Origin of the sequence: Aliiglaciecola sp. CAU 1673, assembly GCF_029223185.1 — a bacterium.
Taxonomy (GTDB): domain Bacteria; phylum Pseudomonadota; class Gammaproteobacteria; order Enterobacterales; family Alteromonadaceae; genus Bowmanella.
This window is the reverse complement of the sequence record NZ_JARHUG010000010.1, coordinates 119,258-140,119: the sequence shown is the minus strand read 5'-3', so window position 1 is coordinate 140,119 and position 20,862 is coordinate 119,258. Positions and strand designations below refer to the sequence as shown.

At 50.9% G+C, this 20,862-nt stretch carries 17 protein-coding genes; 8 read left to right on the top strand and 9 right to left on the bottom strand.

The features are described from left to right. The first annotated feature begins 1 nt into the window (after position 1). A complete protein-coding gene (locus P2G88_RS11470; RefSeq protein ID WP_275796057.1) occupies positions 2 to 439 on the top strand; it encodes a universal stress protein in 438 nt (145 codons plus the stop codon). 234 nt (positions 440 to 673) lie between these two features. Next, complete coding sequence (locus P2G88_RS11465) at positions 674 to 1,294, top strand: hypothetical protein (protein ID WP_275796055.1); 621 nt, start codon at positions 674 to 676, stop codon at positions 1,292 to 1,294. A 73-nt stretch (positions 1,295 to 1,367) separates the two neighbouring features. Here the strand turns inward: P2G88_RS11465 and P2G88_RS11460 are convergent, their stop codons facing one another. From P2G88_RS11460 to msrB, 6 genes are all read right to left on the bottom strand, one after another. After that, positions 1,368 to 2,123 carry a PepSY-associated TM helix domain-containing protein gene (locus tag P2G88_RS11460; RefSeq protein WP_275796053.1) on the bottom strand — a complete coding sequence of 252 codons (756 nt, stop codon included), beginning with the start codon at positions 2,121 to 2,123 and terminating at the stop codon, positions 1,368 to 1,370. After that, complete coding sequence (locus P2G88_RS11455; protein WP_275796051.1) at positions 2,120 to 2,641, bottom strand: FMN-binding protein; 522 nt, start codon at positions 2,639 to 2,641, stop codon at positions 2,120 to 2,122. The genes P2G88_RS11460 and P2G88_RS11455 overlap by 4 nt, the downstream gene beginning before the upstream one ends. A 52-nt stretch (positions 2,642 to 2,693) precedes the next feature. Then, the gene (locus tag P2G88_RS11450) at positions 2,694 to 3,878 is read right to left on the bottom strand and encodes a porin (protein WP_275796049.1); all 1,185 of its coding nucleotides are present in this window, start codon (positions 3,876 to 3,878) and stop codon (positions 2,694 to 2,696) included. Between the two features lie 155 nt (positions 3,879 to 4,033). After that, on the bottom strand, positions 4,034 to 6,553 hold the full coding sequence (gene secD / locus P2G88_RS11445) for a protein translocase subunit SecD (protein ID WP_275796047.1): 2,520 nt from the start codon (positions 6,551 to 6,553) through the stop codon (positions 4,034 to 4,036). 34 nt (positions 6,554 to 6,587) lie between these two features. Continuing rightward, a complete protein-coding gene (locus P2G88_RS11440) occupies positions 6,588 to 6,977 on the bottom strand; it encodes a hypothetical protein (protein ID WP_275796045.1) in 390 nt (129 codons plus the stop codon). 112 nt (positions 6,978 to 7,089) lie between these two features. Next, positions 7,090 to 7,533 (bottom strand): peptide-methionine (R)-S-oxide reductase MsrB, encoded by a 444-nt coding sequence (msrB, locus tag P2G88_RS11435; RefSeq protein WP_275796043.1) that lies wholly within the window; start codon positions 7,531 to 7,533, stop codon positions 7,090 to 7,092. Positions 7,534 to 7,685: 152 nt separating this feature from the next. Between msrB and P2G88_RS11430 the strand changes: the two genes are divergently transcribed. Beyond that, positions 7,686 to 9,374, top strand: a complete 1,689-nt coding sequence (locus tag P2G88_RS11430; protein ID WP_275796041.1) for a response regulator — start codon at positions 7,686 to 7,688, stop codon at positions 9,372 to 9,374. Here the strand turns inward: P2G88_RS11430 and P2G88_RS11425 are convergent. Next, a complete protein-coding gene (locus P2G88_RS11425; RefSeq protein ID WP_275796039.1) occupies positions 9,371 to 10,750 on the bottom strand; it encodes an MFS transporter in 1,380 nt (459 codons plus the stop codon). The two genes, P2G88_RS11430 and P2G88_RS11425, sit on opposite strands and share 4 nt — an antisense overlap. Continuing rightward, positions 10,747 to 11,661, bottom strand: coding sequence for an alpha/beta fold hydrolase (locus P2G88_RS11420; RefSeq protein WP_275796037.1), 915 nt, complete (start codon positions 11,659 to 11,661; stop codon positions 10,747 to 10,749). Before P2G88_RS11420 ends, P2G88_RS11425 begins: the two co-directional genes overlap by 4 nt. A 130-nt stretch (positions 11,662 to 11,791) precedes the next feature. Here P2G88_RS11420 and P2G88_RS11415 point away from each other — a divergent pair, with 130 nt between their 5' ends. Continuing rightward, entirely contained in the window at positions 11,792 to 12,973 is a 1,182-nt protein-coding gene (locus P2G88_RS11415) for a GGDEF domain-containing protein (RefSeq protein ID WP_275796035.1), read from the top strand. On the opposite strand, the gene P2G88_RS11410 is transcribed toward P2G88_RS11415, so the two are convergent. After that, entirely contained in the window at positions 12,953 to 14,320 is a 1,368-nt protein-coding gene (locus P2G88_RS11410) for a cyanophycinase (protein WP_275796033.1), read from the bottom strand. The two genes, P2G88_RS11415 and P2G88_RS11410, sit on opposite strands and share 21 nt — an antisense overlap. A 2-nt stretch (positions 14,321 to 14,322) precedes the next feature. Between P2G88_RS11410 and P2G88_RS11405 the strand changes: the two genes are divergently transcribed. The 4 genes from P2G88_RS11405 to iadA all read left to right on the top strand — a co-directional run bounded on the left by P2G88_RS11405 (position 14,323) and on the right by iadA (position 20,677). Beyond that, a complete protein-coding gene (locus P2G88_RS11405) occupies positions 14,323 to 14,550 on the top strand; it encodes a hypothetical protein (RefSeq protein WP_275796031.1) in 228 nt (75 codons plus the stop codon). Between the two features lie 520 nt (positions 14,551 to 15,070). Beyond that, on the top strand, positions 15,071 to 17,935 hold the full coding sequence (locus P2G88_RS11400) for a TonB-dependent receptor (RefSeq protein WP_275796029.1): 2,865 nt from the start codon (positions 15,071 to 15,073) through the stop codon (positions 17,933 to 17,935). Between the two features lie 61 nt (positions 17,936 to 17,996). Continuing rightward, complete coding sequence (yfcC, locus tag P2G88_RS11395; RefSeq protein ID WP_275796027.1) at positions 17,997 to 19,511, top strand: putative basic amino acid antiporter YfcC; 1,515 nt, start codon at positions 17,997 to 17,999, stop codon at positions 19,509 to 19,511. Continuing rightward, complete coding sequence (gene iadA, locus P2G88_RS11390) at positions 19,508 to 20,677, top strand: beta-aspartyl-peptidase (protein ID WP_275796025.1); 1,170 nt, start codon at positions 19,508 to 19,510, stop codon at positions 20,675 to 20,677. The genes yfcC and iadA overlap by 4 nt, the downstream gene beginning before the upstream one ends. Positions 20,678 to 20,862 lie beyond the last annotated feature (185 nt).

Here is a 20,862-nt window from a genome sequence, read left to right as displayed (position 1 = left end):
CGTGACCCTAATAGCTGCCGTGGATTTCTCCCCTGTGACCCAGGATATTATCAATCAGCTTGAAGCCCTGGTACATGAAAAGGAAGAGGTGGTGCTGGTACATGTGGCAGAGCCGGATCCTGATTTTGTCGGCTTTGAGGCAGGACCTGAAGTGGTAAAACAACAACATCAGAAAGAGCTAAGGCAAAGCCATAGGCAACTGGAACAATGGGCAAAGATATTATCGGACAAAAAGGTTAAAACGCAGACCGTCCATGTCAGCGGGGTGATCGCCGATGAAATCTTAAAGCAGGCTCAGGCCCACAATGCGCGCATCCTGGTGCTGGGCAGTCATGGTCATGGCCAGTTGTATGAGCTGCTGGTCGGCAGTGTTGCCGATGCGCTGATTCGCCAGTCATCCATACCAGTGTTATTGGTGCCGTCTTCTACAGCCCAATAATCTTAGCCCTGGCAATGCTTTGTTGCCCTAACGTGGGTCTCATTATGGAATTGCCGAAAAAGGCCATTCTCATTGGCAAAGGGAATGCTCAGGAAAGTCGATGCTGTGTGTTGATTTGACATGGCTGGAGGGCTCTTACACTCTTTATCTTTTCAGGATTGCTCTTTCGCCATTGGATGTAATAAATGCAACTCCAACGGTTGTTGGACAAGCATTAGTAATAATGAATAGCCCATGACACTCGGACAACATGCCAAATCCATTAAATGGCGCGCTATTTTTGCCGAGTCCTCGTTCATCTGTGCCAGCATCTTTCTTGCATTTGCCCTGCAAGACTGGGACGAAGAGAAGGATATTGAAGAGCGCACTTTGATTGCGCTTTGTAATGTGAAAGCCGAGTTGGCATTTAACCGAGTACTGATTAAAGCCGATTACTTACCCCGTCAGAAGGGGATGTTAAGCCTGGTAAACTCCAGCATAGAAATACTGCGTAATCAGCCGGAAACGGAACTGGCTGCGAACAACCTTGAAAGAATGTTACTACAGGAACCACTGCGTTATTCTGCTTGGCGTCTGGCAGGCGAGTCTGGCTATCTGTTGTATGCAGATTTTGCATTGGCTACCGAAATCGGTGCATTGTTCGATTTTCAGACAGACCATTATCAAGCAACCATTAATCGCATTAATAACGCGGTATTTGATCCAAATACCCACGCCACAAACTCATCACTGGAAGCCTATATCACAATTAGCAGCCTGGTGCGGGAGTGGGTTGCACAAACCGAATATCTGCAAAAGAAATACGAAGCCTTATTTATCAGTGACGATTTTAATGGTCTCGATTGCCAGGAATGACATGGGATATCCGCTAGCCTACCCACAAACAACGCACCGAAAGATTTTTCTAATCAATGACGGTGATTGCGAGCTACTTTTCCCGGCCGTTGCCGTTTTTAAGCCAGATCCATATGCCGCTGACCGCAAGCATGACAAACACCAGGGCAATTAGATCCCAAAACCAAATAGCCCAGGCCCCGAATAGCCGGCCACTGTGCAGGTCCAGCAGCATTCTCTCCCAGCTAAGGTGAGTGCCTCGCGCCAGGTCGGCGAGCTCTTGGGTATTTGCACTGGTTTGGGGTTGTGCCCATTGAATATTCGGGGGAGTTGCCGCGTCTTGCCATTCGAGCAGCATTTCATCGCTTATGTAAGTGCCATCATCAGCTTGCAGCCAGATATTGCCCTGGCTGTCTGTGCCTAAGAGGGAGGGGGAGGCAGGCAGTCCCATACTGGAATCTTGCTTTTCCAATAATTGGCCGTTTGGGGATAGCCAGTAAAGGATTTGGCCGTCTGTGGCCAACAGCTTATCGTCAGTTCGCAGTGCGCTTAAAATAGGCTGCGCAGCTTCGAGCACGGGTTCTTGGTCCTGCCACAGCAAATTGTCCGTGGCCGCCAATACCGGCGCCATTTCCGAAAAAATGCTGACCTGCTTTGGATAGCCAATACCGTACCAATCCAGTAACCAGGCATGTTTCACCGGCATGGAGTCCAAGCTTAAATGATGACTGTGATTAATCAGCACGCCGGTTAAGGTTATCATCAACAGGAAAAAGGCCGAGAACAGTCCCAATTTTTTATGCCAGCGCCGCAGTGCTTTGGTTTTAGGTTTTCGGATTGAGGGCTTCATGAGCCTTGTTGCTCCTGCTGCACTTTATTATGCAGATACAGGGCAATGCGGGAGATTTTGGTCAGGGCGCGAACCGATAAAGTGGCGCCGGTAATGCCATCAATATGGCGATCTAACTGCAAGTTATTATCCAGGGTTGCATCCAGAAACTGGTCGGTAAAAAAGCGGTGACGAACTTCATCGCCACGGCTTTCCCGGTAAATAAGCACCTGTGTATTGGCGATTTTGCCATTTGCCACATGAATGCCCACAGTGATCGGCGCTTCTTTACCAATCTCTTCGAGGATCCACACGGTGTCCTGTTCTTTTTGCCAGTATCGTAAACGCAGTTTGTTAAAAGGGTGAGCGAGAATGCTTTCCACATCCTGCTTAATCCTATCGTCAAGCCAGATAACATCAGGTTTAACACTTTGACCAAGGGCCTGACGGATAAAGTCATCGGGCGATTGATAGATCTGTTCTGCCACGGCGTCAAAGATGCCAAGCAGCAAGATCAGACCGTAGCCAAATGCCTTCATAATGCTCCGATATAAAATACAAGGAGCCCCCTAGGGGACTCCCTGTTAACACTTAGAATTGGTAACCGACACCAAGGTTAAAGCCGTCAGCGTCACTGGCGCCACCTTGAATTTCGTAGTCGAACTTCAGCACCGCATTTTCATGCAGCCAATAGTTTACCCCAAAATTGGTTTGGGTTTTCTCGGTATCGGCATCATCACCGGCATTGTTATCCCACTTGTTATAACGGGCGAAAATACCAAAATCTTCGTTCAAGCGATAGGCTGGCTCGATATAGAAACCGCGTTGCTTGTCACGGCCCAAGGCTTCGGCTTCGGCACCATCAATGTCCCATTGTGCGTATAAGGCGCGCAGACTGAACTGCTCCCACTGGTAGATAGCGTGGGCAGAGAACAGGATAGCTGACGCTTCATCCACAGCGGGGTTATCTTGGGCCATATCAGACTGGTATTGCAATGTGGCGGCGAGCTCCAGCCCGGGTACCGCAGTGTATTTAACGCGACCAGTGTAGGCCAGGGCATCGGCCTTGGCTTCAGATACTTTCTGACGTCCATTGCGCGGCTTAAAGGCATTGCTACCTTCTACCGGGCTGTTGAGGCCGGAGGTGATAGCAGCATCGAAAGCCAGGCCTGGTGCAGCTTTAATATTTAGCGCTAAACCACCTTCCCACCAAGTGCTTGGGATAATGTTGCCTTCAACGGGGTTGCGTTCAACACCGTAGAAAGTATTAGGTTCGTGGGTTTCATTCAAAATGCCCACCGGCATCAGGAATAAACCGGCCTTACCGGTCAGCGTGTCGTTGATATCGTGTTCGATATAAGCCTGCTCAAGTTCCACTTCGCCTTTTTTGCCTTCACCGGCCAGGGAGTGCTCCAGCTCAAGCTCAGAGAAGAAACGGGTCTTGCTGTTAAATTCATGACCGAAGAACAGCACAAAGCGGTGGAAATCCAATTCTTTCTTATGGGCGCCGGACTTATCGTCTTTGATGTTGTTGTAGTGCAATTCACCGTAACCACCGATAGTGGTGCGACTGGCGGCAGCGCTGCCACTTTTTTCCATGGCATCAGCGGTTAGCTCCAGGCGCTTTTCTGTTTGCTCAAGACGCTTTTCCAGCTGTTCGAGCACTTTTTTCTGTTCTTCGATAGTCTGGCGCAGAGTTTGCGTGTCTTCGTTAGCTTGTGCGGCAAAGTTGGTCAGCAGGGCGCTAAGGCTTAGCGCCAGGAGGCTTTTCTTCATCTTGTGTTCCCGTTTTTTAAGATGTGTGCATTAAAACGCGGCGAACAATATCAGACCGCTAAAGCAGATGCAAATAGTTCGCATTTGTAAAAGCATTAAGTTTTTGTGAAAGAAACCATGCCGCTTAGTGAAGCAGCATGGTTTTAAAGGGGCATTTAGGGCATAGCAGCCAGTTGTTTCTGGATTTCTTCTTCAGTGGCGCGCAGTTGAGCCTTGCCCTGACGGGCACGACGCTGACCCAGGAAGTACAGGATCGGCGAGGCGATAAACACCGAACTGCTGGTACCGATAACAATGCCAAACAGCATGGGCAGGGCGAAGCTCTCCACCGCTGCTCCGCCGGCAATGCCCATGGGCAATAAAGCAAAGAAGGTGGTCACCGAGGTAAACACGGTGCGCGTCAAGGTAGAGGTGATACTGTGGTTAAGCACTTCCAGCAAGGGCTTATCCGGTGTCTGGCGCAAGTTTTCACGAATACGGTCAAACACCACCACCTTATCGTTGATGGAGTAGCCGATTAACGCCAACAATGCGGCCACTGCAGTAAGGTTAAATTCCACACCGCTGAGCACAAAGAAGCCGATGGTTTTGGTCAGATCCAGAGCAATGGTGAGGGTAGCAGCCAGGGCAAAATGAAATTCAAAACGATACCACAGGAACAGCAGCATACCGCTGCCTGCCAGCAGAATCGCCAGTATGGTGGCATCGCTGAAGCTGCCGCTGACTTTGGGACCGACCATTTCTGCTTTTAAGAACTGGGCATCGGGAGCAACCTTTTGAACTGCTTGGCGTAGCATGTCCGTTTGTTGACTGGCATCCATGCTGCTGTCTGCCGCGATGGAGAGTCTTGCCAGGAAACGGCCTTGTTCGCCGGTTTCCTGAATGGCAACCTGGTTTAATCCCTCATCAGTAAAGGCCTGGCGCAGAATGTCAAGTGGCGTGTTAGGGGCCTGCATCTCTATCAGGGTGCCGCCCTGAAAATCAATGCCGTAATGCAATCCGGGCTTAAAGAACAAACCTATGGAGGCAACAGACAACAAGGCCGACAGGACAAGACCAATATAGCGGCCTCGCATCACATTAATCGGACTCGACGACAGGCTGTCCAATAATTTAAAGCCGGACAAGGGTAAGGGGCGTCTACCATAATTGCGCGTGCTGACATCCATCAGCAAGCGGGTGACAGAAATGGCAGTAAACATGGAAGTAACAAGGCCAATGCCGATGGTCACTGCAAAGCCGCGCACCGGGCCACTGCCAAACATAAACAGGAGGCTGACGGCAATCAAGGTGGTAATGTTGGAGTCCAGAATGGTGCTGTAGGCGCGATCAAATCCCAGTTTCAGAGCTTTACCGGCACTATGGCCTTTACGGGTTTCCTCACGGATGCGTTCATTGATCAGGATATTGGCATCTACTGCCATCCCCAGAGTCAGAATAAGACCGGCAATGCCAGGTAGTGTTAAGGTGGCGCCAAGCAGGCTAAGTAGGCCAAACACCAAGCTCATATTGATAGCCAGGCTGACACAGGCAATGGCACCCCAGCGGCCGTACGCCCCCAACATAAAGGCAATTACCAAGGCGGCACCAAGCAGACCGGTAGATACGCCCATGGCAATCGCATCACTACCCAGGTCCGGGCCCACTGTTCGCTCTTCCACCACGGTTAGAGGAGCCGGCAGGGCACCGGCGCGTAGCAGCAGGCCCAATTCCTGGGCCTCGATGGCAGTAAAGCTGCCACTGATCTCACCACGGCCGCCACCGATGACACTGCGAATAACTGGCGCGGTAATCACTTCGCCATCCAGCACCACGGCCAGTACCCGGCCGATATTTTTCTGGGTCATATCGCCGAATTGACGGGCACCATCGTTGTCCAATTCGAAGGTGACCACGGGCATGCGGGTGTCCTGGCTATAGGCCATCTGCGCATCGGTAAGGTGCTTGCCATCCAATGCCACCCGTTGCTCCAGGGTATAGAGCCTGGCGCTGCTACGTTCTTTTAATTGCACAATGCCGGTTTGACTGGCGGAGTCAGCATCAGCTGCCCATTGAAAGCTCAGCTTGGCGGTGGTGCCCAGCAGTTGGCGTATCTGTTGTGGGTCTTCTACTCCGGGCAGTTGTACTAATATACCTGCTTCACCCTGGCGGGTAATGCTGGGATCCACCAGGCCCGATTCATCCAGACGGCGGCGTAAAACCTCAAGGCTTCTGTCCAGTGCGTCTTCCACCAGGAATTGGCGATGGCTGTCGGTTAATGTCAGACGTAGCTGTCCATTTTGCTCTTCCAACTTATAACTATCGCCATTGCTGGTTTTTAGCAGCGGCTTAATGGCTGTTTTCATCGCTTCAAGCTGTGAAGGTTTTCTGGGCGCAATTTTTACGCCGTCCATATCAAACGTGGGTAGGCGATAAAGGATTTTCGCTTCGCGCAGATTGCTGCGCAGCTGTTCGGTCAGTTGCTGGTTTTCATTCAGCAGCAGCGCTTTGGTATCCACATCCATCAGAAGATGCGAGCCGCCGCGAAGATCCAGTCCAAGAGTCAGGGTATTGTCCACATACCAATTTGGCAGGGCTTCTTTGGCTTTTGGAGGCAGTACATTGGGCATGGCTGCGAGCAGGCCAAACAGGATGACCAACCCATATACCAAACCCCTTGAAAATAATGATTTCATGGGCATTCCTAGTTAAATTTTAAAGGCAGATTTGTTAGGCAGGAATGGCCAAAGGTGACGCTTGGGCAGGGGGAAGTCGATAATGCTGATGCCAACAGAAATGGGAATGGTCAACAGCAACAGAAAGTGGAGAAGCCTTGGTGAAGCAAAGCCGGTGGTTATTTACCGCGAGGACAACCGGATCTCCCTCATCGGCGCTAGATGGCAGTGGCATCAATGGCTTATCTGATGCCAGTGTTTGTAGAGAAAGCCTTGGCAGTGCCAGGTGTTCGGCACCGATATTTTGTTGCCAGCCTTGCTGCGTCTGGGAGGATGGCTGTAAATGCCACTGGCCCAATCCCAAAAGCAATACCAAGGTCCAGGCGAACCAGAACAGGCTGCGGGGAACCTTAGGGAGTTGGGGCTGAACAAAAACCATGGACATTTAGATTGATGCTACTTTTGTGTAAAGCACAGGATGAGGACATGGGCGATTTGCCACGTCCCTACTATGGTCCTTCGTCGGGGTATTTCCTAGTCCCCGACAAAAAAATATTTTAGTTTTTTCTTATCAGTGCCAGTGCATTAATGCAGTAACGCAGTCCACTGGGCGGCGGGCCGTCTGGAAACACATGACCGAGATGGGCATCACAGCAATTGCACAGGGTTTCAATGCGCTGCATGCCATGGCTGTCATCGCTATGGTAGGAAATCGCGTTAAGCTTGGCCGGCTGCGTGAAAGAGGGCCAGCCACTGCCGCTGTCAAACTTTTGATGGGCGTCAAACAACAGGCTGTCACAACATGCACAATGGTATTGGCCCGGTTCAAAGCGTTCGCACATAGATGAGCTGAAAGGCCGCTCGGTGCCGTGGCGGCGTGTTACATAGAAAACTTCAGGGCTTAGCTGTTCCTGCCATTCATGATCGGGTTTACTGACAATTCTATCGGGTGCTGGACTCTCTTTGCTGGCAAATTCTAAAACCTTTTTCCAATCAAGCATTTAGTTTCTCCTATCAAGCTTTATAGCCATATGCAGCAGCCAAAATGGCAAAATTGACTGGCAAACTGCAATAGTGTGCTGGCTTTCGCCGTTGGTAGCTCATAATATTGGCAGAGGGACGGGAACTCACAAGCATGTTATAGCAGCCGCAGATGCAAGAAATTGAAAAACAAGATCTCAGCCATTACGAAGCCCTGAATGTTTTGATCATCGACGATCAGTCGCTGGTGCACGATATTCTTAAATCCACCTTTTACGATTTAGGTATTCGTAATGTTAAGAGTGCGGAGAATGCCTACTACGGCCTGCGCTTGTGCGATCAGCAACGTTTCCATGTGGTTATCTGTGCCTTTAACGTAAAAAGCGACAAAGATGGCTTTCATTTGTTGGAAGAGCTTAAGTTCAAAGGCCATGTGAGTAAGCGAACGGTATTGATTTTTGTCAGTGCCGATACCGGCGAAAGTCTGGTGAACAGTATCGTTGAGTTACAGCCCGATGATTTTTGGGTCAAACCCCTATCTCCCAAACGTGTACAAGAACGCCTGGCTTACGCCCTGGAGATTAAAAAGACCTTATACAATGTCTATGAGGCCATGGATCTGAAGGAATACAGCAAGGTGATTTACTACGTAGAACGCCATCTGCTGACCCACGAATTGGCCAAATACCATTTACAGCTACAGCGTATGAAAGGCGAAGCCTTGCTCGCGCTCAATGAGCTTAGCGATGCCGAGATGTTCTATCGCGATTTATTGCAAAAACACAAAATGTCCTGGGTTTATCTGGGCTTTGTAAAATGTTTGCTTAAACAGAATAAGATGGAAGAAATCGAAGAGCTGCTGGGACAGTTGACCGATAAGGTGGAAACCCGTTTCGCCACTTATGATCTGTTGGCGCAGTACTACATGGATCATGAAAATTATGAGCGCGCCTATGAGGAAATCAAAAAAGCTGCCGCCCTGGCGCCCCGGAATATAGAACGCAATAAGAAACTCTGGGATTTGGCTCGTCTGAATCATGATCATGAGGGCCAGTACCTGGCCACGCGGGCCATGGCCACCTATGCCAAAAACTCGGTACATGATTCACCGGCGCTACTGCTCAATGTGATCCGGGCCGGAATTGATTTGGCCTGCACGCTAAACGGCGAAGCCTCCCTTAGGATCCTCAAACAAGCAGAGCGCTATATCACCGACCTGGAAAAAAATTACGAAGATGCCAGTCAATTTAAAGAACAGCTCTTTATTGTGCGGGCCCGTATCCATAATGCCCGGGAAGAGCGTGATAGGGCTGAGCGGCTGATCGATGCGCATGTGACCCTGCGGCCCAGTACTTCAGTGGAAGACAACCTGGATAAGGTTAAAGTCTTCCATGAACTGGGAAAACGGGAAGAGGCGATAAGCTTGCTGGAGTCAGTGAAAAAGCAGATTTCCGGTGAAAGCCTCACTAGTCAGGTAGTCTCACGCTACGTCAAACAAGAATCGGCGGAGCGCTCAGAAATTCACTTCACTCCCAAGCAGCTCAACAGCATGGCTGCCGAGCTGTACCGCATGAATAAACCGGTATCGGCGTTGAAATCCCTGGAGCAGGCCCTGCAACTAACGCCCAAGAATGTGCGGGTGGCCCTGAATATCCTCAAAGTGTTGGCCAAATTAAAGGTGGATGAGGGACTGGACGAGGATCAAAAGGAGTTGGCTCAGCGTACCATTGAGATTATCGGCAAGAGTAAATTGGATGAAAACCAACAGCAGCTATTTGCGCAGTTTTCGGACACCTTAAAAGACGTGCTGCCCAAGGCTGAGGCCGAACAGGAGTCTGAGCAAGAGCAACAACAGCCTTAAGAACTGTCCTTTTTACTGACCGTCAGCCAATCCAAAACCACGCCCGATATTGCATTAAATCGGGCGACCCGGTAAACCACTTGCAGCATTCTGGGGGTGTTACGCACTCTGGGCTCCACCGCTCTGGGCAGAAACCACAGGAACATGGCCAATCGCAGCAGTCCTGAGCACAAGAAAACCAGGTACAAGGAACTGAAGATCCACTCCCAGTCCAGCCAGTCTTTGATGTTTTGCGAGTAGGAGGCCAGCAATCCACCGGCCAACGCTCCCATAAACACGCCCAGGGCACCCAATGCCGATTGCACCGCCGCATAGGTGGCAAAGCTGGCCCGGTGTGGACGCAAATCATATAAATAATTCGATGTGCTCAGGGTAAAGCCACTCCAGGCAAACCCGGAAATCAGCTGGATTAGCAGGATACTTTCAAAATCTTTTGCAAATATCCAAAGACTGGGCAGTAAGGGCATCAGCGCACTGCAAAACAGCATCACCACGCGGTTGCCGTACCTGTCACTGATTCGCCCCCAAAAGCCCAAAGTAACAAACTGGGTGAGGATAGAGGCCACATTGGTCAGGCTGTATTCTAAATAGCTGAGTTTAAGCTCGTTCAACATATAAACGGCGAAAAAGGGCGCAGAGATGGCAACCACGCCCTGCATGCCGGCCACAAACAGACTGTAATGGCGAAACACCTTATCTTTGATGGCGTCCTTGCATTGCACCAGTGTCTGACTGTACGAGCAGGGATTGCCGGTAGGATGGGTTTCCGGGTCGTGCATTTGGGTCAGCAACTTGCTGGAGGTAAACCGGCCGCTGGCGGCAATTGCAAACAGCAGTGCAAAGCCAAGCCCTTCACTTAAAGTCAGGGTGGAGCCGGTCAGAAGCAGGCCTCCGCCGATAAATACCGCCAATGACGACATCATGGTTAATCTGGTACGCCTGGCAAAGAACAGGCCGCGGCGTCTTGGTGGCACCACGCTGCCCATCCATGCCCGCCAGTGAGGTTGGATAAGATTAAGTAAGGCATGATAAAAAATCGCCAGGATCAGCAGCACCCAGACCGCCTTGTCGTTGTGCCATACGGCCAGCACCGCCATCAGGCTTACTACCACAGCTTGGATAAATGCGCCGCTGCTCACCAACTTTTTGCGGGTAAACCTCGGACCGACCCAAACCGAGAAGAGCTGGGCCATGGCACCAAAGATCTGTGGAATGGCGGTGAGCAGGCCCATTTGCATCAGGCTGGCATTCAGGTACAAGGCGAAGGCATTGAGAAAGTTATCGCTGGTGGCGGTCATGGTGGAAGAGGCAACTGCTTCTTTTTGCGATTTATTCAGGGTATTTCTGAGCCAATGACAGCGCCTTACCTCAGTCATGAAAGTAACTTTTCCTTCAATGGGTTAGAGTCTTCACCATAGCCTGTGTCTGACCGCTCAACAACCCTTCTCATCGTTTCAAATCGCTTCAGTTCCTGATTCAGCAAAGTATAAATTTGCGCGAGGGTGAGCATGCCCACATGACTGACATACTGCAGGCAGAGCTGGCTGCTGTCAGCAAGCAAGGCATGGTCTGTGGGATAGACCACAAAGTCATGCTCTGAGGCAAGGGTCAGAGTCGGTAAATTAGGCGCTATCTCTGCAAAACTGGGTAATTCTGCCAGATGGCGGCTATCCGGATGAAACAAGGTTTTTAACCAGGGAAGGGCATATTCGCCAACGGCGGCCGTGCCTTTATGTGGCGTACCCAAGGTGATAATTGAGGCAATGTTGTGTTGGGACTCTGGATGATCTTTGAGTAACATCCGGCATATCAGGCCGCCCATGGAGTGGGCGATGATATGTACCTTGCCATTCTCAGCTGAATGGGCTCCCTGTAGCAGGGCTTCTTGCAGTCTTTGCACGTAGCGTTTGGGCGAAATGTAAGGGCGCCCCAAATTGACCGCATAGGTTGCATAACCCTGAGCCTCCAGGTACCGGCGCATACCATAGAAGCAGTTGCCGTTCATATGAAAGCCATGCACACACAGGACTAAGGGACGCTTTTCGGAACCTTTTGGACAACCAGGCAAGGCTTTGGTTTTCGTCAACTGCCACCAGATTAACTGACCCACCGCTGAAAAAATCTGACCGACAAGGGCAAACAACCTGAACAATGACAGTATGGCGTAGGCCTTACGCGACAAACGATGATAGACTTTTGCGCGCCAATACATGATCAGAATCAGGCCGCTGTAAAACAACACACTCAGCAGCAACAGGGAAAACAAAACAACGAAAATGGTCAGCATAAGGTTTAATCCGTATTTTGAGGCAACCACTGATTTCTGCTATACACTTGAAACATCGCTTCACTCAAGTGTATCAATAAGGTCATTGCAGTTGTGACCAACGGGCAGGCATCATCGTGGAAATTCCCTTATGACGCAACTCAGCAGTCTGTCCTTTCATTTTTCTATCCTGTTTATTGCCACGGCGGCATATTTTCTTTTTGTACTGATTCTACCCCGCTCTAACAACGCTGACCAAAATCGTGCCTTGACCTGCTTTCAATATGCTTTTGTGCTGCCACTGATGGCGTGGTCAGGATATGCGTTGCAGTTCTACGATTGGCCAGTTTTGTCGATTGTCCTGACAAACGGTAGTCTGCTATTGGCCTTTTACCTGTTTTATTTGGGGGTACGCTCGCGGGCTAAGCTGGATATCAGCGCTAAATCCGTGCTTTTTATCGCCCTGCATATCCTGCTTTTTGTGCTAATGCAGTTGCTATTGAATAGCCTCAGTGACTCCGCCGTCCCTTCAGAATTAAACGCCGTTATTCATCACACTATTCCGATCATCTTGACCTTGAAACTCTCATGGAGCAGAAGCAAACAAAATGTGGGCGACAAGCTGATTCGTATGGTGCTGCTGATGATTTGGTTGGTGGTACTAATTTTTTTGCCCCTTTATCAGCATTTGTGGGTGACCACGGAAGAAAACCTGATCAATGTGACAACCTTGATAGCACTGGTGCTTGAGAGTGCTCTTTTTGCGGGTGTAGCCCTCAGCTATATCTATGACTTGGTCGAAAAACTAAAAAACGACGCCTTTACCGACAGCCTGACCGGCTTGCGTAATCGTCACTTTTTAAGTCGGATTGTGGCTGGGATGTTTGCCTCAGCCAAACGCTATCAATATGCCACATCGGTGATCCTTGCCGACATAGACGATTTTAAGCAGTTAAATGACAGCATGGGCCATGCGGTAGGCGATGACGCTATCCGTGCAGTGGCTGCTGTGCTTAAGAACTCCATCCGTGAAGAAGATGTGTTGGTTCGCTTTGGAGGCGAGGAGTTTTTGGTGTTGTTGCCCAATGCCGATATGGATACCGCCAAGCTGATAGCAGAACGTATGTGCCGGTTGACGCAAACCTTATCGGTGCCTGGACGGGAAAAGTTAACTCTGAGCTTGGGCGTCAGCCAGGTGGCGGGGCTTAGCGACTTAGAAGCCGCCATCCACCGTGCTGATGAAGCTATGTATAAAGCTAAGGAGCAGGGCAAAAACAGGGTAGAAGTGGATCCTGACATCCCCCATGGCGCCTCAGTTCTTCATACCCACTAACAGATTCAGGTAGCCGCAGTGGCCTTTGCGCGTAAACCAGCGGGTTTGGCTTTCTGATTGAACAACAATAGCCATATTGTCTTGTTGCCAGTTTATGACTTTGTCGGCCTTACAGTACTTGTTTAGCTGTTTTCGCCACTCTCCGGGAACCGCCAGGCTGTCTTGTTCTTTGCTTGCAACCAGAGTGAATTCGGGAGCGCTGACGGTATCCCTGATCAACATAGTATCGCCATCTAAAAGATAATGGCTTAAGAAGGTCAGACGGCGCTTATTGCCTTGCTGCCAGTATTCACTACTTTGGCTGTCCACCACATAGACACCACTTTGCCCGGCTACCCGCAGTTCATGCCCTTGAGCGGTTGGACGAACCAAAAGCGCTGTGGCTTCATCCACACCGAAAGCAAAGCGGGTACCGGTTAAGGCCGAAAGCAAAGCCAGCCGTGGCTGACGGTCGCGCTCAGAAAAATGGGTATCCATAATGCCAAGGGAAAACAATCCACTACCGCCACCGGCCTGATAAGTCACATCTGAGCCCCATAGCCCGTTGCCACAGTCTTGACGGTTAGGGCAATACGCCGCAGGGGCATCGGTGGCAAAGACGCCACGCTCAAACGCCGTTTCTGACCAGCCATTGCTGATCATAGGAATAGGACGGCCATTGAACACGCCACCGGATTGCACGGCTGTACCGGCACTGGTGCCGCCTACAATCAGGCGCCCTGTTTGCATGCGCTGGCGAATCAGGACAAATTCCTCACTGTCATGCCCAACAGGCGTTTTCAGTGCTGCCAATGTCAGGCTTTGATCGCCGCCATTAAAAAACAAGCCTTGTACGGCGTTAATGTCATCCATTACCAATTGAGGCGTTTGACAATAGCGCTGCTGTTTTTGTGTTAATTGCGGATAAATGCGCTCACGGTCATAAATGCCCCGATCGGCCCGGATCTGCGCCAGCTGTTGACATCCGGGTATTTGCTGATGCTCAAGGTATCTGGCTTGTTGATAGGACGCATCCAGGGGCAACCAGATAACCTCAGCGCCAGCTTGTGTAAAAACCGCCGTATAAAAATCCACAGCCTCAAAGGGATCGCGGGAAGAGGCTGTGACAATGGCTATCTTCGGTTTTGTCTGCTCTGCGGGCATCCGTAACGCCGCTTGGTTTACAAATAGACGGTAAAGATCAGCCGACTCTGTGTTTTTATTGTCGTTTAAGGCAACTTCTTCTGTAAACCGGGCTCCTTGCTGATCTGCTTGGCGGACTTCCATCATGTCCCACAGAGACTGTTCGATGGCACCAAATTGCGCAGCAGGCAGGTCGGCATCCATTGCGTTCAACCAAGGTGACAACCATGATCTCCAGGTTGATTTATCCGCAACCTGCTCTTTCTTATCTGCATAAATATCTGATAAGAGTGCATGAATCTGGCTTTTTTGTTGCTCGCTCAGGCCGGAAAAAAGGGCACTTGTTTGCCAAAATTCCACTACTTGGCGCGTTAATGAGTAAAGATTCTGGTGTTTGGCCTGCTTCGAAAATGTCACTTTTTGACACTGTGACGGACTCAAACTGGAACAGGTAGCGAGTCCTCCACCGACTAACATCATCTGATATTCTGTTGTTTTTAAGTCGTTATTATTCTGCTCAATGGCAGCGTTATCACTGCAAATGCCGTCAAAGTTTGTAAATAGCAGAAGGCTGGCCAAAACACCTGAAGCGAAAGTTTTTTGCATGTTGAGCTCGTTCTCTGTCTTGTTAAAATTCTGTTGACAACTTGGCACGCTAAAGGTAGTTCTAAGAAAGTGTCAACTGCGTGAGAACGGCGCACTGACATCAAAAAACGAATAAGTATTAAGAGAACACTTTCGCATCATGTTGAAAAAGGCGGCCAATCTGGCCAACTATCATTACGAAAGCTTCTATTTGTCCGAGTGGTTTAACGAATAGAAAGCTCCTGCCTGTCTCCTGGTAGTCGCCTAAGGGCTTACCGGGCGTTTTTCCTTTTTGTTTAAAAAATATTTGTCGTGCGGGTTGTGCCTGGTTCTGTGGCTTTGCGCCTATGCGTAACCGGCTGCCGTGCGCCTTTTTGGCAGGATAACAACATGAAAATTAACGCAATCACTCGTGCTTTTGGCGGCGCTTGCCTGGTATTAACTTGCAGTGGCCAGTTTGCTTTGGCCCAAACCACCGATGATGCGCCCCAGGAAGGCGAAGTTAAGGCGCTTGAGCGCATCGAAATCACCGGAACCCATATCAAAGGCGTCGATATGGAAGGCGCCCAGCCGCTTCAGGTCATCAGCGCCGACGCCATCAAACAATCCGGCGCCAGCTCTATCTCTGAACTGCTACAGGACATCGCCGTCACCCGCGGCGGTACAGGCTCTTTCTCCACTGCGACTTCTGGCGCGCTGCAAGGTGACTCACCGGTAGGGCAGGCCGCAGCCTCTTTGCGTGGATTGGGCGCGGCTTCAACCCTAACACTGATCAATGGTCGTCGGGTTGCCGCCAGCTCTTTTGCCAATAAATTTGAAAACTTCGTGGATGTGAATGCTATACCACTGGCTGCTATCGAGCGAATTGAGATCCTGGCCACCGGTGCCTCTGCAACCTATGGAGCCGATGCGGTAGCCGGGGTGATCAACTACATCCTCAAGAAAGATTTCGATGGGGTTGCGGTTAACGCCAGTTATGGCGATTCCACTGCCAGCAGCGACGATGGCAAATACAATCTCAATCTGGTGGCTGGCCACAATTTTGATGGCGGCAACATCACCGCCTTTGCCGATTACTACAAGCGCAATCCGCTGATGGACAGAGATCGCGAGGAAACCGCGCACTCATTTTTTCCCAGCCAACAGGGCATCTGGCCTTCCATCAACTTCGACGGCCCGGTAGATGCCGATGCCAGCGGCGTAACCCGTTATGGCATTTTTTATGATGACTTGGTGGAGCAAGGTTGTCCGGCTGAACTCACCAAATCCGGACGCTTTGGCGCTTACTGTGAATACGACCAAAACCAATATCTGCCGACCAATCCCGCCCTTGAGCAATGGGCCGGTGGCCTGAATTTGAACGTGGAGCTTGGTGACGCCACCTGGTTTACGGAAGTGATGCTAAGTCGCACCGAATCCAGTGCCAATTCCACCGGTGCGCCTTTTAGTGGTGAGCGTTTCGACCTGTCCCATCCGGGCTTGCCGGCAGATATCCGCGACGGCTTACTGTTTAATATTGTCGATAACTTCGATTACATCTACTTCGGTGATGCGATTGACGGATTGCACGACTACTACGGCACCAGCGGTTATGACGATACCCTGGCAGCGGTGGTCGATGACACCTACTTTCTGATGTGGGGCCGCTTCCCAGATGGCCGTACGCTGGAGAATAAAACCGATACCCTGCGCTTTGTCACTGGCTTGGAAGGGCAGTGGGACGACTGGTACTACAAGGGCGCGGTAAGTTACTCCAATTCCGAGTCTGAGCAACGGGCCGTGGCCGGGATCATCGATAGGGCACGTTTTGAAGCGGCCTTGCGCGGCAGGCTGTGTGCTGACGGCAGCACCGACTGTCGTCCCAGCACTGGTGGTCTTTATTACAACCCCTTCGCCGGACAAGCACAAAACAGTGAAGAGGTCATGGCGCTGTTAAATCAGGCGGTGCCAAGAAACGGCGAATCCAAGCTGTTTACTGCGGATTTCAGTGTTTCTGGTGATTTGATGATGCTGCCAGCCGGTGCTCTGAGCGCCGCTTTCGGTGCCGAATATCGCCGCGAAGAAATCAGCGACAGCCCTGATCCCATCGCCCGCGGTACTGCACAAAATAATTATGAGCCCGGTGTGATTGGCTTTGGCTCTACCGGAGCAGATGCAGAGCGTAACACCTACGGTTTGTTTGCCGAATTTCATGTACCTGTCACTGAAGCACTGAACCTGCAAGTGGCTGGACGCTACGATCACTATGATGACTTTGGCGGTGACTTTAACCCCAAACTGGCACTGCGCTACAAAGCCAGTGAGGATCTGATCCTGCGGGCCTCTTGGGCTACCTCTTTCAGGGCGCCGTCTTTGAGTCAGGTCGGCGCTGAGGTGACACTCAGCAGCTTCAGATTACAGTGCCGCGATGAATTCGTGGGCAATTATTGTAGTGGCGAAGAATCTGATATCACTATCCTCACCCGAGAAGTGGGCAATGAAGATCTGCAGGCCGAAACCTCTACCAGCTACAACGCCGGCTTCGCCTACAGCCCCACAGAAGACATGGATATCACCCTGGATTACTGGCGTTTTGAGCATGAGGATATTGTTGGTATCGATGGTGAGTTCTTCTTACTGCGCTCCTTAACCGATCCTTCTTTGCGTAAATGTGGACCGGTTCCGGCTGGCGAGCTCGGCGTTGGCTTTGAGGGCTGTATCGACGGGGTGGGCGATCTCAACAGTCGCCTGGACGGTGATGTGGCTATCCAACTGGAAAATCTCGGACGTCAGGAAACCCATGGTCTGGACTTGACCTTTACCCAATACCTCGGTGGTTGGACCTTGATGGCCGATGTTACCCATTTACTGGGCTTTGAACGTCAGCTGTCACCGTTGGCCGAAACCGAAGAGCTGGCCGACAGCTTCCGCTACCCTGAAACCATCGCCACGGCCAAAGTGAAATGGTCGAGCGGCGACTGGTTTGCAGGTTTGACGGCTCGCTATACCTCTGACTATAAAGACGACGTGGAAGGGCTGACCGATGCTGACTTTGAGCGACTTGGCATCAACAATATGCGCCGCGTTCCTTCATGGACCGTATGGGATGTTTACGCCGGTGTGGATCTATCTACAAACGCCACACTAACTCTGTCGGTGGATAACCTCTTTGATCGCGATGCGCCAACTGCCTATGGCACCAGCGCCAATGTCGATCATTTTAACCACAGTACTCTGGGTACTTTCTATAAACTGGATATTGCCTATCGTTTCTAAAAGAGGCTAACCGGGCAGGTTGCACCTGCCCGGCATGTTTATAGAAAAAGTGGAGTCGTCTATGCAAACTCAACATGGGGCACAGGCTGAAACGCCTGCGGTGCCAGAGCATGCTTCATCTCTTGCCAGTCGCATGCCCGATGCCTTTGTTATCCTTTTTATAGTGATGGTGGTTGCCACCATGCTCACTCATTGGATCCCGGCTGGTGCTTTTGATACGCAGGTCTTGGAGGGCAGTAACCGCACGCAGATTGTGCCGGGCAGTTTCCGGCTGGCTGAAGAATCTGTCGGCGCCGCGATTTTTGCCGAAGAAGGTAGCCAGGGCTTCTTTAATTACGCTTTTGAGGGCATGGTATCCGGCAGCAAATGGGGCTCTGCCATTGGCGTGGTGGCCTTTGTGCTGGTGGTGGGTGGTGCTTTTGGCATCATTATGGCAACCGGTGCAGTCAATAATGGCGTTCGCGCCCTTATTGCCAAAAGCCAAAAATTACAGCAACTGATGTTGCCGCTACTGTTTCTATTGTTCTCTTTGGGCGGTGCTATTTTTGGTATGGGTGAAGAGGCCATTGCCTTTTGTATACTGCTTACGCCACTGATTATTGCCCTGGGGTACGATGGCATCACGGCGGTGCTTATCACCTATATTGCTACGCAAATCGGCTTTGCCACCTCCTGGATGAACCCTTTCAGTGTGGCCATTGCGCAGGGGATTGCAGGCGTGCCGCTGCTCTCTGGCAGTGGTTTTAGAATGGCCATGTGGGCCGTCTTTACCCTGGCAGGTATGCTCTTCACCTTGCATTACAGCAATAAGGTCAAAGCCAATCCCAAAAGCAGCCTTACTTATCACTCGGACGCCTATTTTCGTGCCTTACATGACAAAGGCGGGGTAACAAATGAGGCTCGCTTCGGCGCTTTGGATAGCCTGATCCTTGTTGAGTTATTGATAGGCGTGATTTGGGTGATTTGGGGAGTGACCGCCAGACAATACTATATTCCGCAGATTGCCAGTCAGTTTTTTGCCATTGGTATCTTGATTGCCCTGACCGCCATCATCGGCAGACGTATGAGTGCAAACGGTGCCTCCGAGGCCTTTGTGCAGGGCGCCAAAGATTTGCTGCCTGCTGCTCTGATTGTGGGAATGGCCAAAGGGGTGGTGCTGATTTTGGGCGGAGATGACGCCAGCCAATACTCGGTTCTGAATACCCTTCTTTACTATGCGGGCGAAGCAGTGGCAGGCGTATCTGAGTGGGCAGCCGCCTTATTTATGTTTGTGTTTCAGTCGGTGTTTAATTTCTTTATCGCCTCTGGCTCAGGGCAGGCTGCGCTGACCATGCCCTTGATGGCGCCCCTGTCCGATTTAGTCGGTGTGTCGCGGCAGACCGCAGTTCTGGCCTTTCAACTGGGTGATGGGCTGACCAACACGATTATCCCCACTTCGGCTTCCTTGATTGGCTGCTTGGGCGTGGCCCGTATTGATTGGTCGGTGTGGGCAAGATTTGCCTGGCGACCGGTGGTTTGTTTGATGTGTATGGCCGCCACGGCCATGTTGCTGGCGGTAGGATTGGATTTGCAATGAGTTTTATAAAACTAATAAAGGGCGCAGAGATATTTTCGCCGACGCCGATGGGCAGATTGGATGTGCTTTTGTGTGATGGCAAAGTGGCCGCCATGGAACAGGAGAGCCAGATGCCGTCTGTCCATTGTCAGATAATCGATGGTCATGGCCTGAAACTATTACCTGGTTTAGTAGACAGTCTGGTGCATATCAGCGGCGGCGGTGGGGAAGGCGGCTTTCATACGCGCACGCCGCAAATGAATCTGGAAGATGCCATTATTGGCGGCGTCACAACTCTGGTGGCGGCTCTTGGCACAGATGCGGTTACCCGCACCTTGCCTGATATGTTGGCAAAGGCCAGGGCACTGGAATCAGAAGGACTAAGCACCTATTGCTATACCGGCTCTTATCAGGTGCCGGTGCGCACACTCACGAACTCCGTCATGGATGATATTGTACTTATCGATAAGTTTATCGGAGTGGGGGAAGTGGCCATATCCGATCACCGCTCTTCGCAGCCTACATTGCAAGAGCTGCTGCGCCTGGCCAGCGATGCAAGGGTTGGCGGTATGCTATCCGGCAAGGCGGGTATTGTCAGTGTGCATGTAGGCGAGGGAGACCGGTATTTGGCGCTGTTGCATCAAGCTGTGGAGCAATCTGAGCTACCTCCCAGACAGTTTTATCCAACCCATATTAACCGCAATCAATCGCTACTTGAGGCTGGCGTTCAGTGGTGTCGGCGCGGTGGTGTTATTGATTTTACCAGCAGCACCAATGCTCAGTTTGTGGCAGAGGGGGAGATCCCAGCCGCACAGGCTCTGGCTTTTGCATTGCAACAAGGCATTGATGTCAGTCAATTGACCATGAGCTCTGATGGTAATGCCAGCTTGCCGGTATTTGATAAGCAAGGACGATTAACCGGCTTGGAAGTCGGCAGGGTATCCAGTTTGTGGGAGGCGGTGCGAGAAGCGGTGCAACAATATCAAGTTCCATTGGAGAGTGCGTTGGCAAGCGTCACCTTATCCGTGGCGGATTTGCTAAAGCTATCCAGTAAGGGCCGAATTGAGGTCGGCGCTGACGCGGATTTATTACTGGTGGACGATTCTTTGCAAATTCACAGTGTGCTGGCTAAAGGACAATTACTGATGAGTCAGGGAGGACTGCTTAAAAGAGGGACATTTAGCTGATTTTCCAAGCAAATAGGCACATTTCTCCTGAGGTTTAGCACAAAAGTCTTCAAACCTTTCCTGTTCCCCGCGCTACATGGCGTGGTGACCTTTTGCGGCCAATCCTTGTCATATTTTTGTAAGGCAAGGGCTTGGCCGTCTTTTTGTACAATTTGTATAAGGCAAAACCAGCATCGATCCCCTAA